The following is a 12,676-nucleotide window of genomic DNA, read 5'->3' on the forward strand; positions in this document are numbered from 1 at the left end:
TCAACAGAGATGTTGACTGATCCGCCGCTATCGCGAGCAGGCTCGCTCCCACAGGGTTTTGTGTTGTGTGTCAGGCTTCGATACCGAGAATATCCCGCGCTACCGCTTCGGCAATGCGAATCCCGTCGACACCCGCCGACAGGATCCCACCGGCATAACCGGCGCCTTCACCGGCCGGGAACAGGCCTTTGACGTTCAGGCTCTGCATCGACTCGTTACGGGTAATCCGCAGCGGCGAAGAGGTGCGGGTTTCGATCCCGGTCAGCACCGCGTCGTGCAGCGAGTAGCCGCGAATCTGCTTCTCGAAGGCCGGTAAGGCTTCACGAATGGCGTCGATGGCAAACGCCGGCAAGGCCAGCGCCAGATCGCCCAGTGCAACCCCGGGTTTGTAGGAGGGTTCGACGCTGCCCAGCGCCGTCGACGGCTTGCCTGCGATGAAATCGCCGACCAGTTGCGCCGGTGCTTCGTAGTTGCTGCCACCCAGCACAAAGGCGTGGGACTCCAGACGCTCCTGCAACTCGATCCCGGCCAATGGGCCGCCCGGATAGTCGACTTCCGGGGTGATGCCCACAACAATCCCGGAGTTCGCGTTACGTTCGTTACGCGAATACTGGCTCATGCCGTTGGTTACCACACGGTTCGGTTCGGAAGTCGCCGCCACCACAGTACCGCCCGGGCACATGCAGAAGCTGTAGACCGAGCGTCCGTTCTTGGCGTGGTGCACCAGTTTGTAGTCGGCGGCACCGAGTTTCGGGTGACCGGCGTATTTGCCCAGGCGCGCGCTGTCGATCAGCGATTGCGGGTGTTCGATACGGAAACCTACCGAAAACGGCTTGGCTTCCATGAACACGCCACGGCCGTGGAGCATGCGGAAGGTGTCGCGGGCGCTGTGGCCGAGGGCAAGAATCACGTGTTTCGAGTGGATCTGTTCGCCGCTGGCAAGCTCGATACCGGTCAACTGGCCGTCTTCGATCAGCACGTCAGTGACTTTTTGCTGGAAGCGTACTTCACCGCCCAGCGCGCGAATCTGCTCACGCATGTTTTCGACGACGCCCGTCAGACGGAACGTACCGATGTGCGGTTTGCTGACGTAGAGGATCTCTTCCGGCGCGCCGGCCTTGACGAATTCGTGCAGGACTTTGCGGCCGTGATGCTTGGGATCCTTGATCTGGCTGTACAGCTTGCCGTCAGAGAATGTCCCCGCGCCGCCTTCACCGAATTGCACGTTGGACTCAGGATTCAGCACGCTTTTGCGCCACAGACCCCAAGTGTCCTTGGTGCGCTGACGCACTTCCGTGCCGCGCTCGAGAATGATCGGCTTGAAGCCCATCTGCGCCAGCAGCAGCCCGGCGAAAATCCCGCACGGGCCGAAACCGACCACGACCGGCCGTTGGCTCAGATCCTGCGGAGCCTGGCCAACGACCTTGTAGCTGACATCCGGCGCCGCATTGACGTTACGGTCATCGGCGAACTTGTGCAGCAACTTCGCCTCATCGCGCACGCTAAGGTCGATGGTGTAGATGAAGCACAATTCGGAAGATTTTTTGCGCGCGTCGTAGCTGCGCTTGAACAAGGTGAAATCGAGCAGGTCATCACTGGCGATGCCCAGGCGTTGCACGATGGCAGGCCGCAGGTCTTCTTCGGGATGGTCGATCGGCAACTTGAGTTCGGTGATTCGTAACATGACGGGGTCCGGTTCGCGGGGGCGCACAACTGCGCCAAAGGCGTTTCACAAACCGGCGATTATAAGCCTCAACGGCCCGTTCCGGTGAGGCTAAAACAGCATCCTGTCGAATCAGTCGTTACGCGAGCCGCCGAAATACGCGCAGCCACGTTGTACCTGGCCGTTGACCCGCAACTCGGCGCTCATGAATTGAACGCTGCCACGGGTGCTGTCGACGCAGCGTTGTGGTGCGATCCAGAGTTCAACGTGTTGGTCATTGGCTTCGCTACTGAGGCTGAAACGCCCGTCACCGAGTTGTTCTTCCAGAAACGGCAAGGCCAACGCTGGCTGGCCGGCGCGCTCGACCACCATGCCCTTGGTGTTGACCTTGACGTTCCAGTCGGGCGTGTTGCCGCTGGCACGCAGGATCAGTCGCTGGAAGTTGGGGTCTTCACAGGCCGCGCTCGAGCGCTCGACGCGGTATAGCTGCTGCACGTCGAACTGGGCGCCCGCATCCGCTGATTTGCCGGTGGCAACCCGGCCGCGCACGTCAGCGAAAACCTTGTGCTGCGGGCCTGCCAGTGTTGCGGCTTCCTGCAGGATGCTGGTGCTGCCGGCGTCATTGACGACATACAGCTTGTTTTCCTGGCACGGCTGAAACATCAGCTTGCCATTGTTCATGCTGAGTTCGCCCTGCATGCGGGTCAGGCCCGCCATGGACGGTTTCTCAGGCTGGCTCTGCAGCAACTGGCAACCGGCGAATACAGGAAGCAGGGCGACAAACATCAGGGAACGGGCAGCACGCATCGTTGGGTCTCCAGACAAGTGCCGCCACGTTACTCAGGCTGACCGCTCATCACAACCCTGCAGTGCACCTGCCCTCCTGTAAAACGCCTTGCTCTCAGCCGACGTTGTAGATCTGGCCAGTCTGCAGGCCTTCCACACTTTTCGCGTAGGCCAGCGCCACATCGGCGGCTGGGACCGGTTTGAATCCGCGGAAGTACGGTGCGTAGCTGCCCATGGCTTCAACCAATACGTTAGGGCTGACCGCGTTTATCCGCAGACCGCGTGGCAATTCGATAGCCGCCGCTTTAACGAAACTGTCCAGGGCGCCGTTGACCATGGATGCCGAGCTGCCGGTACGAATCGGATCGTGGCTGAGAATGCCGGTGGTGAAGGTGAACGACGCACCGTCATTGGCAAAATCCCGGCCGATCAACAGCAGATTGACCTGGCCCATCAGCTTGTCTCGCAAGCCCAGTTCGAAGTCTTTTTCGGTCATGTTTGCCAGCGGCACGAAGTTGACGCTGCCGGCGGCGCAGATCAGCGCATCGAATTTGCCGGTCTGTTCGAACAGCTTGTGGATCGAGGCGCTGTCACTGATATCGACCTGGAAGTCACCACTCTTGCGACCGATACGAATGATTTTGTGGCGCTGGGACAGTTCCCGGTCAATGGCCGAGCCGACAGTGCCGGAGGCTCCAATCAGAAGAATTTTCATCGTGCGAATCCTCAAGTGGGTGAATGTGGTTTCAGTTTAGTGTGGTTTTTTTTATTGATAAGCGTGCTAATGGGCAACCTTTGGTTTTCAAATGGAAACAATCCATGAGCGAAATGGATGATCTGGCGGCGTTTGCCGTGTTGATCGAGGCCGGCAGTTTCACGCTGGCAGCGCAGCAACTGGGGTGTAGCAAGGGGCAGTTGTCCAAGCGCATCAGTCAGTTGGAGGCACGTTTCAGCGTAGTGCTGTTGCAGCGAACCACACGGCGTTTGAGCCTGACGGCGGCCGGTGCGGCGTTGTTGCCGCAAGCGCAGGCACTGGTGATTCAGGTAGAGCGGGCGCGACAGGCCCTGGCACGGTTGAAGGACGATATGGCAGGGCCGATTCGGATGACGGTCCCGGTGTCGCTGGGGGAGACCTTTTTCGATGGGTTGCTGCTGGAGTTTTCCCGAGAGTACCCCGACGTACAGATCGAACTTGAACTGAACAACAGTTACCGCGACTTGTCACGAGACGGGTTCGATCTGGCGATTCGTTCAGAGGTGGCCAACGACGAGCGAATGGTCGCCAAACCGCTGCTGGCCTGGCACGAGATGACCTGCGCCAGCCCGGCTTATCTTGAGCAGTTTGGTGAGCCGCAGACGCCGGCGGAGCTGGTCGATCATCGTTGCTTGCTCAATAGCCATTACAGCGGCCGGGAAGAGTGGCTGTATCACCAGCAACATGAACTGTTGCGGGTGCGGGTCTCGGGGCCGTTCGCCAGCAACCACTACAACCTGTTGAAGAAGGCTGCGCTTGCCCATGCGGGGATTGCGCGCCTGCCTTCTTACTTGTTGCAGGCTGAACTGGCCGATGGCCGTTTGCGCTGGCTGCTGCGCGACTATCAGACCCGCAGCATGCCGATGTATCTGGTGCACCCGTATCAGGGCGGCTTGCCCAAGCGCACGCAGGTATTGGCCGATTACCTGATGAGGTGGTTCAAGCGCAGCGGCGAAGCACTGGATCGGCTGTAGCAGCTGCTACAAGGGCTTAGCGTTTGGCGATCAGGTGATCGATCGACAGCACGCCCGGACCTCTGGCCATCAGGTACAGCAGAATCGCCGCCCAGGTGCCGTGAGTCGGGTAGGCGTCCGGGTAGACAAAAGTCTGAATGGTCAGCGTCATGCCCAGTAACGCCAGGGCCGAGAAGCGTGTAGCGAAGCCGACGAGAATCAGGATCGGGAAGAAATGCTCGGCGAAGGCCGCCATGTGCGCCGCCAGTTCCGGGGACAGCAGCGGCACGTGGTATTCGCTTTGGAACAACGGAATGGTCGAGTCCGCGAGGCGCGGAATACCGAGCTGGAAGGTGCCGTCGAACAGATCGATGGCCAGTCCCTCGACCTTGGTCTGACCAGACTTCCAGAACACCGCGGCAATGGAGAAGCGTGCAACGAAGGCGATCAGGCTGTGGGGGATCCTCTCGAACAGTTCGATGATCCGTTCGATCAGGTGGGTGATGGCGTTCGGGTGTTCGGTGCGGGTGGTCATGGCGATACCTTGTCGTGTTGCAGGTGGATGATGGCGTTATGGCCGATCAGCAGCGCCAGGCACTGGCTCAGGTCAAACGCCGGGGTGGCGTCCAGGGCGTCGGCTACCGCTTGCCCCAAAGGGCGGTTGTTTTGCAGGCTGTGGATGAAGGTTGCAGTGCCGACGTCAATCGCAAAGACCTCAACCTCCAGGCCATTGCGCAGCACCAGCGCGCTTTGCGGGCGATACGGCTCAAGGTCCCGGGGCGGTGTGTCAGCTTGGTGGGCGGCCCATAGCGCAACGGTGGCGTACGGCGAACTCAGCGTGAACGTTGAGGGATGCAGATGAATGTGTAGCTGGGCGAGCGCTTCGGGAGCCGCCAATGCCGCAGCAATCTGCGCAGGCTCGACGGCGTTGGCATCTGCCGCGTGATAGGCCATCACCCGCAAGCGTTCCAGGCGTGCGACGTCCGCGAGATACGGCACTGAAGTGGCCGGTGCAAAGTGCTCGATGAAACTGGCGAAGTCACAGCCGTAGTCATTGATCAGCGCACTGCTCGGTGGGAAATCCCGTACATAGAATTGGGCCATGGCCCGAAAAAACTCTTCTCCGACCAACTGCGAAACCACCGGATAACTGTCGGCCAAGGCGTTGATCAACGAGCTCTGCACGTTGTTGCGGTACACCGTGAAGCGGCTAACCGGGTCCGCGCCGTTAGCGCTGAACAAACCGTCAGGGCAGGGCCGTCGAGGATCAAGCAGGGCGGCGGCGAAATCGGCTTGAGTGCTCATCGGCGAACCCCGGTGTAACCCAGCAATTCATCGGCTTGACGGGCTTCGGCCTGCAGCACGGAAAATGCCGGCACCTGATTGTCGCGCTCAATCAGCGTGGCCACCGGCCCGACGCGCTCAAGAACACGTGTGTACAGCGCCCACACGGCGTTATCGATGGGGGCGCCGTGATCGTCGATCAGCAGGCGATCGCCGAGGCTGTCAGTGTCTTCGGCAAATCCGGCCAGATGGATCTCGCCCACGGCATGCAACGGCAATGCGTCGAGGTACTCCAGCGGATCGCGCTGATGATTGATGCAAGACACATAGACGTTATTCACATCCAGCAGCAAACCACAGCCGGTGCGGCGAATGACGTCAGTGATGAAGCAGGCTTCTTCCATGCTGGAGTGCTGGAACTGCACATAAGTCGCCGGGTTTTCCAGCAGCATGGGGCGTTTCAGATGCTGCTGGACCTGGTCGATATGCTCGCAGACACGCAGCAGTGTTGACTTGTTATAGACCAATGGAAGCAGGTCATTGAGAAACACCGGGCCGTGGCTCGACCAGGCCAGGTGTTCGGAAAAGGACTGGGGTTGATAGCGTTCGATCAGATCGGCGAGTCGGGCAAGGTGCTCGGTGTTCAGCGGTCCTTCGCCGCCGATCGACAGACCGACGCCATGCAGCGACAGCGGATACTGCTCGCGAATCAAACCCAGGAAATGCTGAAACGGGCCGCCGGCCACCATGTAGTTTTCGGCGTGGACTTCGAAGAAGCCGATGTCCGGGCGAGTATCGAGTACTGCGCCAAAGTGCTCGGTCTTGAGCCCCAGCCCCGCGCGGGGCGGGAGCTCGGACGCCAACGCCTGAGTGTGAGGATGTACGGTGTGCAGCGCTGAAGTGGTCATCATCAACACTCAGGCGGAGGAGGGATTACGACTTGGTTTTGTAGGCGGCCATTTGACCGAAGCCGGTCGGTGAGGTCGGGCTGGCAGTCTTCTCGCAAGTGCCTTTTGGCACCAGTTTGAAGTGGTTGCTCTCGTAGTCGACTTTCGAGGTGCCCGCGCAGGTAGTACCTGCACCTGCGGCGCAATCGTTCTTGCCTTTCATGGCGACGCCAAAGCATTTTTCCATGTCAGTGGCGGCGGCGTGGGCAGTGGTTGGCAGAGCCGCGATGCTCAGGGCGGAACCCAAGGCCAGGGCGAGGGCGGCAGCGGACAGGGTGCGAGTGGTAGCAGTCATGGTGTTTCTCCAAACAAGGGGTGGGTTCAAGTAAGCGTTGGTGCTTGCTTACCCCTCTAGAGAAAGGTCATTCGAGTTCGTTACAGCGCGACAAAAAAAAATCGGTTCACACAAAAAAATGTGGGAGCGAGCCTGCTCGCGATAGCGGACTGTCAGGCAACATCAACGTTGACTGTCAGCCCCACATCGCGAGCAAGCTCGCTCCCACACGGGCCGTTTTTTGTTGCAGCAGTGCTTAGCCGCCCAGGTAGGCGTCGCGCACTTTAGGGTCGCTCAGCAGGGCTGCACCGGTGCCTTGCATCACCACCCGGCCGTTTTCCAGCACATAGGCACGGTCGGCAACCTTCAACGCCTGGTTAGCATTCTGTTCAACCAGGAACACCGTCACACCATCCTTGCGCAGCTGTTCGATGATGTCGAAGATCTGCTGGATGATGATCGGCGCCAACCCCAGCGACGGCTCGTCGAGCAGCAGCAGCTTGGGTTTGCTCATCAGCGCCCGGCCGATGGCAAGCATCTGCTGCTCGCCACCCGACATGGTGCCGCCGCGCTGGTTGAAGCGTTCCTTGAGTCGCGGGAACAACCCCAGGACCTTGTCCATTTGCTCCTGGTAATCGCCCTTCTCGGTGAAGAAGCCACCCATGGCGAGGTTTTCTTCCACGGTCAGACGGGCAAACACCCGACGACCTTCCGGGACCACGGCGATGCTTTTACGCATGATTTGCGAGGAGTCCTGGCCGACCAGTTCTTCGCCCATGTAGCGAATGCTGCCGCTATGGGCTTGCGGCGAACCGCACAGGGTCATCAGCAGGGTGGATTTGCCGGCGCCGTTGGCCCCGATCAGCGTGACGATCTCGCCCTGACGGACTTCGACGTTGACGCTGTGCAGGGCCTGGATCTTGCCGTAGAAGGTGGAAACGTTTTCGAACTGCAGCATTTACGCTTCCCCCAGGTAGGCTTTGATCACTTCAGGATTGTCGCGGATCTGTTCCGGCGTACCGTTGGCCAGAGGCGTGCCCTGGTTGATCACGAAGATATGGTCGGAGATGCTCATGACCAGTTTCATGTCGTGTTCGATCAGCAGCACGGTGACGTTATGCTCTTCACGCAGGGTGCCAATCAGCGCCTTGAGGTCGTCGGTTTCCCGCGGGTTGAGGCCGGCAGCCGGTTCGTCGAGCATCAGGATGCTTGGACGGGTCATCATGCAACGGGCGATTTCCAGGCGGCGCTGTTGACCATAGGCCAGGGTGCCGGCCGGACGGTTGGCAAACTCCTTGAGGTTGACCTTGTCGAGCCAGAACTCGGCGTATTCCATGGCCTCGCGTTCGCTGCGGCGAAACGCCGGCGTCTTGAACAGACCCGCCAGGAAGTTGGTATTCAGGTGCCGGTGCTGAGCAATCAGCAGGTTTTCCACGGCGGTCATTTCCTTGAACAACCGCACGTTCTGGAACGTCCGCACCACGCCTTTACCGGCGATCTTGTGGCCGGGCAGGCCTTCGATCGCTTCACCGTTGAGCTGGATAGTGCCAGCGGTGGGCTTGTAGAAACCGGTCAGGCAGTTGAACACGGTGGTCTTGCCGGCGCCGTTAGGGCCGATCATCGACACCACCTGTTTCTCTTTCACGCTCAGGGCAACGCTATTGACCGCGAGCAAGCCGCCAAAGCGCATGCTCAGGCCTTCTACTTTCAGGATCTCTCTGCTCATTTACGCAGCTCCATGTGAGGACGTTGCATGGGCAGCAGACCTTGAGGACGCCAGATCATCATCAGCACCATCAAGGCGCCGAACATCAACATGCGGTATTCGCTGAAGTCACGCATCAGCTCGGGCAACAGGATCATCACGACAGCCGCGAGGACCACGCCCAGTTGCGAGCCCATGCCGCCCAGCACCACGATGGCGAGGATGGTGGCCGACTCGATGAAGGTGAACGACTCCGGCGTGACCAGACCCTGGCGCGCGGCAAAGAAGCTACCGGCAAAACCGGCGAAGCAGGCACCCAGGGTGAAGGCCGACAGCTTGATCACGGTCGGGTTCAGGCCCAGGRCACGGCAGGCGATTTCGTCTTCACGCAACGCTTCCCAGGCACGGCCGATCGGCATGCGCAGCAGACGGTTGATCACGAACAGCGCGAACAGCGCCAGCAGCAGCGCGACCAGGTAGAGGAAAACCACCTTGCTGACCGGGTTGTACGTCAGGCCGAAGAACTCGTGGAAGGTCTGCATGCCTTCGGCGGCCGTTCTCTCGAAGCTCAGGCCGAACAGCGACGGTTTGGGAATGTTGCTGATACCGTTCGGTCCACCCGTGAGGCCCGTCAGGTTACGCAGGAACAGACGGATGATCTCACCGAAGCCCAGGGTCACGATCGCCAGATAGTCACCGCGCAGACGCAGTACCGGGAAACCCAGCAAGAAGCCGAAGGTTGCCGCCATCAAACCGGCGATGGGCAGGCAGATCCAGAAGCTCAGGCCGTAGTAGTGCGACAGCAGCGCATAGCTGTAGGCGCCCACGGCGTAGAAACCGACGTAGCCCAGGTCGAGCAGACCCGCCAGACCAACCACGATGTTCAGGCCCAGGCCTAGTAGCACATAGATCAGAATCAGCGTGGCGATATCCACCGCACCGCGCGAGCCGAAGAACGGCCAGACCAGCGCGATGACGATCAACCCCATGATGACCCAGCGCTGGGTGCTGGGCAGGGTCAGGAAATTGCTTGCACTGGCCGGGATCAATTTACCTTTGGGCACGGAGCGCATGGCCGCCGTGTATTCGCGGTCGAACAGCACGCGCAGGAACATCAGCACCGAGCAGGTAGCGATGATAAGCAGCGTGGAGGTCGTGGCACCCTGTACTTCGAGGTTGATGCCGGCGATGGACAGTTTCAGGCCGAGTACCGGGTACGCCACGGCCCAAACCAATAGCGCGCTGAAAAGCGCCTGTTTAAGATTCCTGATCATACTTTCTCAACCTCCGGACGGCCCAACAGGCCGGTTGGCCGGAATAACAACACCAGAACCAGAAGGCCGAAAGCCACCACGTCCTTGTACTGGTCACCGAATACATCGGCGCCGAATGCTTCGGCCACCCCCAGCACCAGGCCACCGAGCATGGCGCCCGGGATGCTGCCGATGCCGCCCAGAACTGCCGCGGTAAAGGCCTTGAGGCCCACCAGGAATCCGGCGTTCGGGTTGATCACGCCGTACTGCATGCTCAGCAGTACAGCCGCCACGRCTGCCAGGGCAGCACCGATGACGAAGGTCAGGGCGATGATGTTGTTGGTGTTGATGCCCAGCAGGTTGGCCATCCTGATGTCTTCGGCACAGGCCCGGCAGGCACGTCCCAGACGTGAACGCGAAATGAACGTGGTCAGGCAGAGCATCACCACCAGGGTCACTACGAATACCAGGATCTGCATGTAGGAGATCAGCACTTCCTGTGCCCCGCCTGGACCGAAGCTGAAGCTGCCCGGAATCAGGTTGGGAATTGATTTGTCCTTGGAGTCCTGCGAGAGCAGTACGGTGTTTTGCAGGAAGATCGACATGCCGATGGCCGAGATCAGCGGGATCAGGCGGTTACTGCCCCGCAGAGGGCGGTAGGCGATCCGTTCGATACTGTAGCCGTAGGCACTGGTGACAACGATGGTCGCCAGGAATGCGGCGGTCATCAACAACGGTAGAGAGTGGATACCCAGCATGGCCAGTCCGGCAAGGACGATGAAGGCCACGTAGGAACCGATCATGTAGACCTCGCCGTGGGCGAAGTTGATCATTCCAATGATGCCGTAAACCATCGTATAGCCGATGGCGATCAGGGCATACGTGCTGCCAATGGTCAGACCATTAACCAGCTGTTGGAAAAAGTGATAGATCTCAGGCATTACTGCGCTCCTAAAAACCTGATACGCATTTCACTGGTGGAGTCATTTTCCCGCTCAGGTCCCGTGGATCTGCATCCACTTCGAACATGAGGTTTGCCAGCGAACCGCTGATGACGGTTTTGAGATTTTCAGGTGGGGAGGCTTCCGGATCACGGAGGCACGGCCCATTACCTCGTAAAACAAAGCCCACGGCACGCCGTGGGCTTTATTGGCAGTCAGTCAGGCAACGCCTTACTGAGGCGAAACTTCGGTTTTAGGTTTGCCAAAGTGCCACTGGTAAACCACGAACTTGAAGTCTTTCAGGTCGCCCTTGGCGTCGTAGCTCAGATCGCCAGTAGGAGTTTTGAAAGTACCTGCGTGGATGGCTGCAGCCACTTTTGCAGTGTCTTCGCTCTTCGCTGCCTTGATGCCGCCAGCGATCACTTCAACAGCCGAGTAGGCCGGGAACACGAACGGACCGGTCGGGTCCTGCTTCTTGGCAGCGAACGCGTCAACCAGTGCCTTGTTGGCCGGGTCCTGGTCGAAAGACTTCGGCAGGGTTACCAGCAGGCCTTCGGAAGCGTCCTGGGCGATCTGCGAGATGGATTCGTTGCCGACGCCTTCTGGCCCCATGAACTTGGCGTTCAGGCCTTTTTCCTTGGCTTGACGCAGGATCAGGCCCAGTTCCGGGTGGTAGCCGCCGTAGTAGACGAAGTCGACGTTGGCTTGCTTGAGTTTCTGGATGATCGAGGAGAAATCCTTGTCGCCGGCGTTCAGGCCTTCGAACACGGCAACCTTGACGCCTTTGCCTTCGAGGGTTTTCTTCACGGCGGTGGCGATGCCTTCACCGTATTGCTGTTTGTCGTGCAGAACGGCAACGATTTTCGGCTTTACGTGATCGGCGATGTAGTTACCGGCGGCAGGGCCCTGGGCGCTGTCCAGGCCGATGGTGCGGAACACCATTTTGTAGCCACGGTTAGTGATGTCCGGGCTGGTGGCGGCCGGGGTGATCATGATCACGCCTTCGTCTTCATAGATGTCGGACGCTGGCTGAGTGGAGCTGGAGCAGAGGTGACCGACCACGAACTTGACGCCGTCGTTGACCACTTTGTTGGCAACGGCAACGGCCTGTTTAGGGTCGCAGGCATCATCGTATTCCTTGGCTTCGAGCATCTTGCCGTCGACACCGCCCTTGGCGTTGATCTGCTCGATGGCCATTTTAGCGCCGATGAACTGCATGTCACCGTACTGGGTCACTGGACCGGTTTTAGGGCCGGCGATGCCGATCTTGATGGTGTCAGCTGCGAACGAATGGCTGGCAACCCCGGCCAGAACCATAGCGGCAAACAGTTTGGAAATCTGCTTAGTAGCCTTATTCATAGTGCTCCACTCTTACTGTTGTATTTTTTATAGTCCTGGCAGCCTGAGCCACAGAACCGGATCGATATCTTGGATATCCCCCGGAAATGCCCCCGGCAACTGTACCGGTACAGTGTAGAGCGCCGGTTGTTCGCTTGGAAAGCTGGCGCTCAGGGGCAATTCCTGAGGGTGTCGCATTTTTGAAAGAAAAAGACAGAATTGCGGCGGGATTTTGGCTGCGTAGTAACCCGATTCAGCGGCTATCCTTGCTTTCCTGCAGTTCTCGATCAATGACTCTATTGCATCCGGGTTTTTCTGCCAGAGCGCCGACGTTATGATTGCGCCGATTTCAATTCCGGACAGGGCCCATGACTCAAGAACCTAGCACCCTCTATGCCAAGCTGCTTGGTGAAACCGCATCTATTACCTGGAAGGAACTCGAACCGTTCTTCGCCAAGGGTGCCCTATTGTGGGTCGATCCCGACCTGGATTTGATCGCTGCCGCCGAGRCAGTTGCCCAGGACGAAGGCGAGAAAGTGGCTGCCTGGCTGGCCGCCGACAAACTCGCCAAGCTCTCTGAAACGCGGGCGCTGGATCTTTTCGAGCGTGATCCGGAGTTGTGGGCAGTGGTCGTTTCACCGTGGATTCTGATCCAGGAAAGGGCGCAGTCTTGAAATTGCGCACTGATTTGGTGCTGGTGGCGTTCGGGTAAAAGTGTGTAGCCGAGTAGCGTGATGGCAGGTTGCCGTAGAGAAACGCCACAGGCAGGCGGGGGGAA

Annotated in this window: 14 protein-coding genes; 2 read left to right on the plus strand and 12 right to left on the minus strand. The window is 59.3% G+C overall.

The annotated features are described in order from the left end of the window. Positions 1–70: 70 nt before the first annotated feature. The 3 genes from AC1DHT_RS03335 to AC1DHT_RS03345 all read right to left on the minus strand — a co-directional run bounded on the left by AC1DHT_RS03335 (position 71) and on the right by AC1DHT_RS03345 (position 3,164). Positions 71–1,684: an NAD(P)/FAD-dependent oxidoreductase gene (locus AC1DHT_RS03335; RefSeq protein ID WP_427536880.1), complete on the minus strand. Its 1,614-nt coding sequence runs from the start codon at positions 1,682–1,684 to the stop codon at positions 71–73. 111 nt (positions 1,685–1,795) lie between these two features. After that, positions 1,796–2,470: a COG3650 family protein gene (locus tag AC1DHT_RS03340; RefSeq protein WP_427533540.1), complete on the minus strand. Its 675-nt coding sequence runs from the start codon at positions 2,468–2,470 to the stop codon at positions 1,796–1,798. A 94-nt stretch (positions 2,471–2,564) separates the two neighbouring features. Next, positions 2,565–3,164 (minus strand): short chain dehydrogenase, encoded by a 600-nt coding sequence (locus AC1DHT_RS03345; protein ID WP_427536878.1) that lies wholly within the window; start codon positions 3,162–3,164, stop codon positions 2,565–2,567. Positions 3,165–3,268: 104 nt separating this feature from the next. On the opposite strand from AC1DHT_RS03345, the gene AC1DHT_RS03350 reads away from it, so the two are divergent. After that, a complete protein-coding gene (locus tag AC1DHT_RS03350; RefSeq protein ID WP_427536876.1) occupies positions 3,269–4,177 on the plus strand; it encodes a LysR family transcriptional regulator in 909 nt (302 codons plus the stop codon). Positions 4,178–4,193: 16 nt separating this feature from the next. Here the strand turns inward: AC1DHT_RS03350 and AC1DHT_RS03355 are convergent, their stop codons facing one another. The 9 genes from AC1DHT_RS03355 to AC1DHT_RS03395 all read right to left on the minus strand — a co-directional run bounded on the left by AC1DHT_RS03355 (position 4,194) and on the right by AC1DHT_RS03395 (position 11,919). Further along, a complete protein-coding gene (locus AC1DHT_RS03355; RefSeq protein ID WP_427536874.1) occupies positions 4,194–4,691 on the minus strand; it encodes a DoxX family protein in 498 nt (165 codons plus the stop codon). Further along, positions 4,688–5,461, minus strand: coding sequence for an HvfC/BufC family peptide modification chaperone (locus AC1DHT_RS03360; protein WP_427536872.1), 774 nt, complete (start codon positions 5,459–5,461; stop codon positions 4,688–4,690). The genes AC1DHT_RS03355 and AC1DHT_RS03360 overlap by 4 nt, the downstream gene beginning before the upstream one ends. Further along, positions 5,458–6,351 carry an MNIO family bufferin maturase gene (gene bufB / locus AC1DHT_RS03365; RefSeq protein ID WP_427536870.1) on the minus strand — a complete coding sequence of 298 codons (894 nt, stop codon included), beginning with the start codon at positions 6,349–6,351 and terminating at the stop codon, positions 5,458–5,460. Before bufB ends, AC1DHT_RS03360 begins: the two co-directional genes overlap by 4 nt. Positions 6,352–6,373: 22 nt before the next feature. After that, positions 6,374–6,682 carry a BufA1 family periplasmic bufferin-type metallophore gene (locus AC1DHT_RS03370; RefSeq protein ID WP_427536868.1) on the minus strand — a complete coding sequence of 103 codons (309 nt, stop codon included), beginning with the start codon at positions 6,680–6,682 and terminating at the stop codon, positions 6,374–6,376. Positions 6,683–6,917: 235 nt separating this feature from the next. After that, on the minus strand, positions 6,918–7,619 hold the full coding sequence (locus AC1DHT_RS03375; protein ID WP_427533548.1) for an ABC transporter ATP-binding protein: 702 nt from the start codon (positions 7,617–7,619) through the stop codon (positions 6,918–6,920). Then, positions 7,620–8,387 (minus strand): high-affinity branched-chain amino acid ABC transporter ATP-binding protein LivG, encoded by a 768-nt coding sequence (livG, locus tag AC1DHT_RS03380; protein ID WP_054596017.1) that lies wholly within the window; start codon positions 8,385–8,387, stop codon positions 7,620–7,622. Beyond that, entirely contained in the window at positions 8,384–9,640 is a 1,257-nt protein-coding gene (locus tag AC1DHT_RS03385) for a high-affinity branched-chain amino acid ABC transporter permease LivM (protein WP_477761231.1), read from the minus strand. The genes livG and AC1DHT_RS03385 overlap by 4 nt, the downstream gene beginning before the upstream one ends. Next, positions 9,637–10,560: a high-affinity branched-chain amino acid ABC transporter permease LivH gene (livH, locus tag AC1DHT_RS03390; protein ID WP_477761232.1), complete on the minus strand. Its 924-nt coding sequence runs from the start codon at positions 10,558–10,560 to the stop codon at positions 9,637–9,639. Before livH ends, AC1DHT_RS03385 begins: the two co-directional genes overlap by 4 nt. A gap of 231 nt (positions 10,561–10,791) precedes the next feature. Continuing rightward, positions 10,792–11,919, minus strand: coding sequence for a branched-chain amino acid ABC transporter substrate-binding protein (locus AC1DHT_RS03395; protein ID WP_427533552.1), 1,128 nt, complete (start codon positions 11,917–11,919; stop codon positions 10,792–10,794). A gap of 347 nt (positions 11,920–12,266) precedes the next feature. Between AC1DHT_RS03395 and AC1DHT_RS03400 the strand changes: the two genes are divergently transcribed. Continuing rightward, positions 12,267–12,572, plus strand: coding sequence for a DUF2288 domain-containing protein (locus AC1DHT_RS03400; protein ID WP_477761233.1), 306 nt, complete (start codon positions 12,267–12,269; stop codon positions 12,570–12,572). Positions 12,573–12,676: the final 104 nt, after the last annotated feature.

It is taken from the genome of Pseudomonas sp. 05N432 (assembly GCF_056396945.1).

Coding starts and splice junctions, on each gene's coding strand:
- AC1DHT_RS03335 (WP_427536880.1), bottom strand. CDS start 1,684: ATGTTACGAATCACCGAACTCAAGTTGCCGATCGACCATCCCGAAGAA.
- AC1DHT_RS03340 (WP_427533540.1), bottom strand. CDS start 2,470: ATGCGTGCTGCCCGTTCCCTGATGTTTGTCGCCCTGCTTCCTGTATTC.
- AC1DHT_RS03345 (WP_427536878.1), bottom strand. CDS start 3,164: ATGAAAATTCTTCTGATTGGAGCCTCCGGCACTGTCGGCTCGGCCATT.
- AC1DHT_RS03350 (WP_427536876.1), top strand. CDS start 3,269: ATGAGCGAAATGGATGATCTGGCGGCGTTTGCCGTGTTGATCGAGGCC.
- AC1DHT_RS03355 (WP_427536874.1), bottom strand. CDS start 4,691: ATGACCACCCGCACCGAACACCCGAACGCCATCACCCACCTGATCGAA.
- AC1DHT_RS03360 (WP_427536872.1), bottom strand. CDS start 5,461: ATGAGCACTCAAGCCGATTTCGCCGCCGCCCTGCTTGATCCTCGACGG.
- bufB (WP_427536870.1), bottom strand. CDS start 6,351: ATGATGACCACTTCAGCGCTGCACACCGTACATCCTCACACTCAGGCG.
- AC1DHT_RS03370 (WP_427536868.1), bottom strand. CDS start 6,682: ATGACTGCTACCACTCGCACCCTGTCCGCTGCCGCCCTCGCCCTGGCC.
- AC1DHT_RS03375 (WP_427533548.1), bottom strand. CDS start 7,619: ATGCTGCAGTTCGAAAACGTTTCCACCTTCTACGGCAAGATCCAGGCC.
- livG (WP_054596017.1), bottom strand. CDS start 8,387: ATGAGCAGAGAGATCCTGAAAGTAGAAGGCCTGAGCATGCGCTTTGGC.
- AC1DHT_RS03395 (WP_427533552.1), bottom strand. CDS start 11,919: ATGAATAAGGCTACTAAGCAGATTTCCAAACTGTTTGCCGCTATGGTT.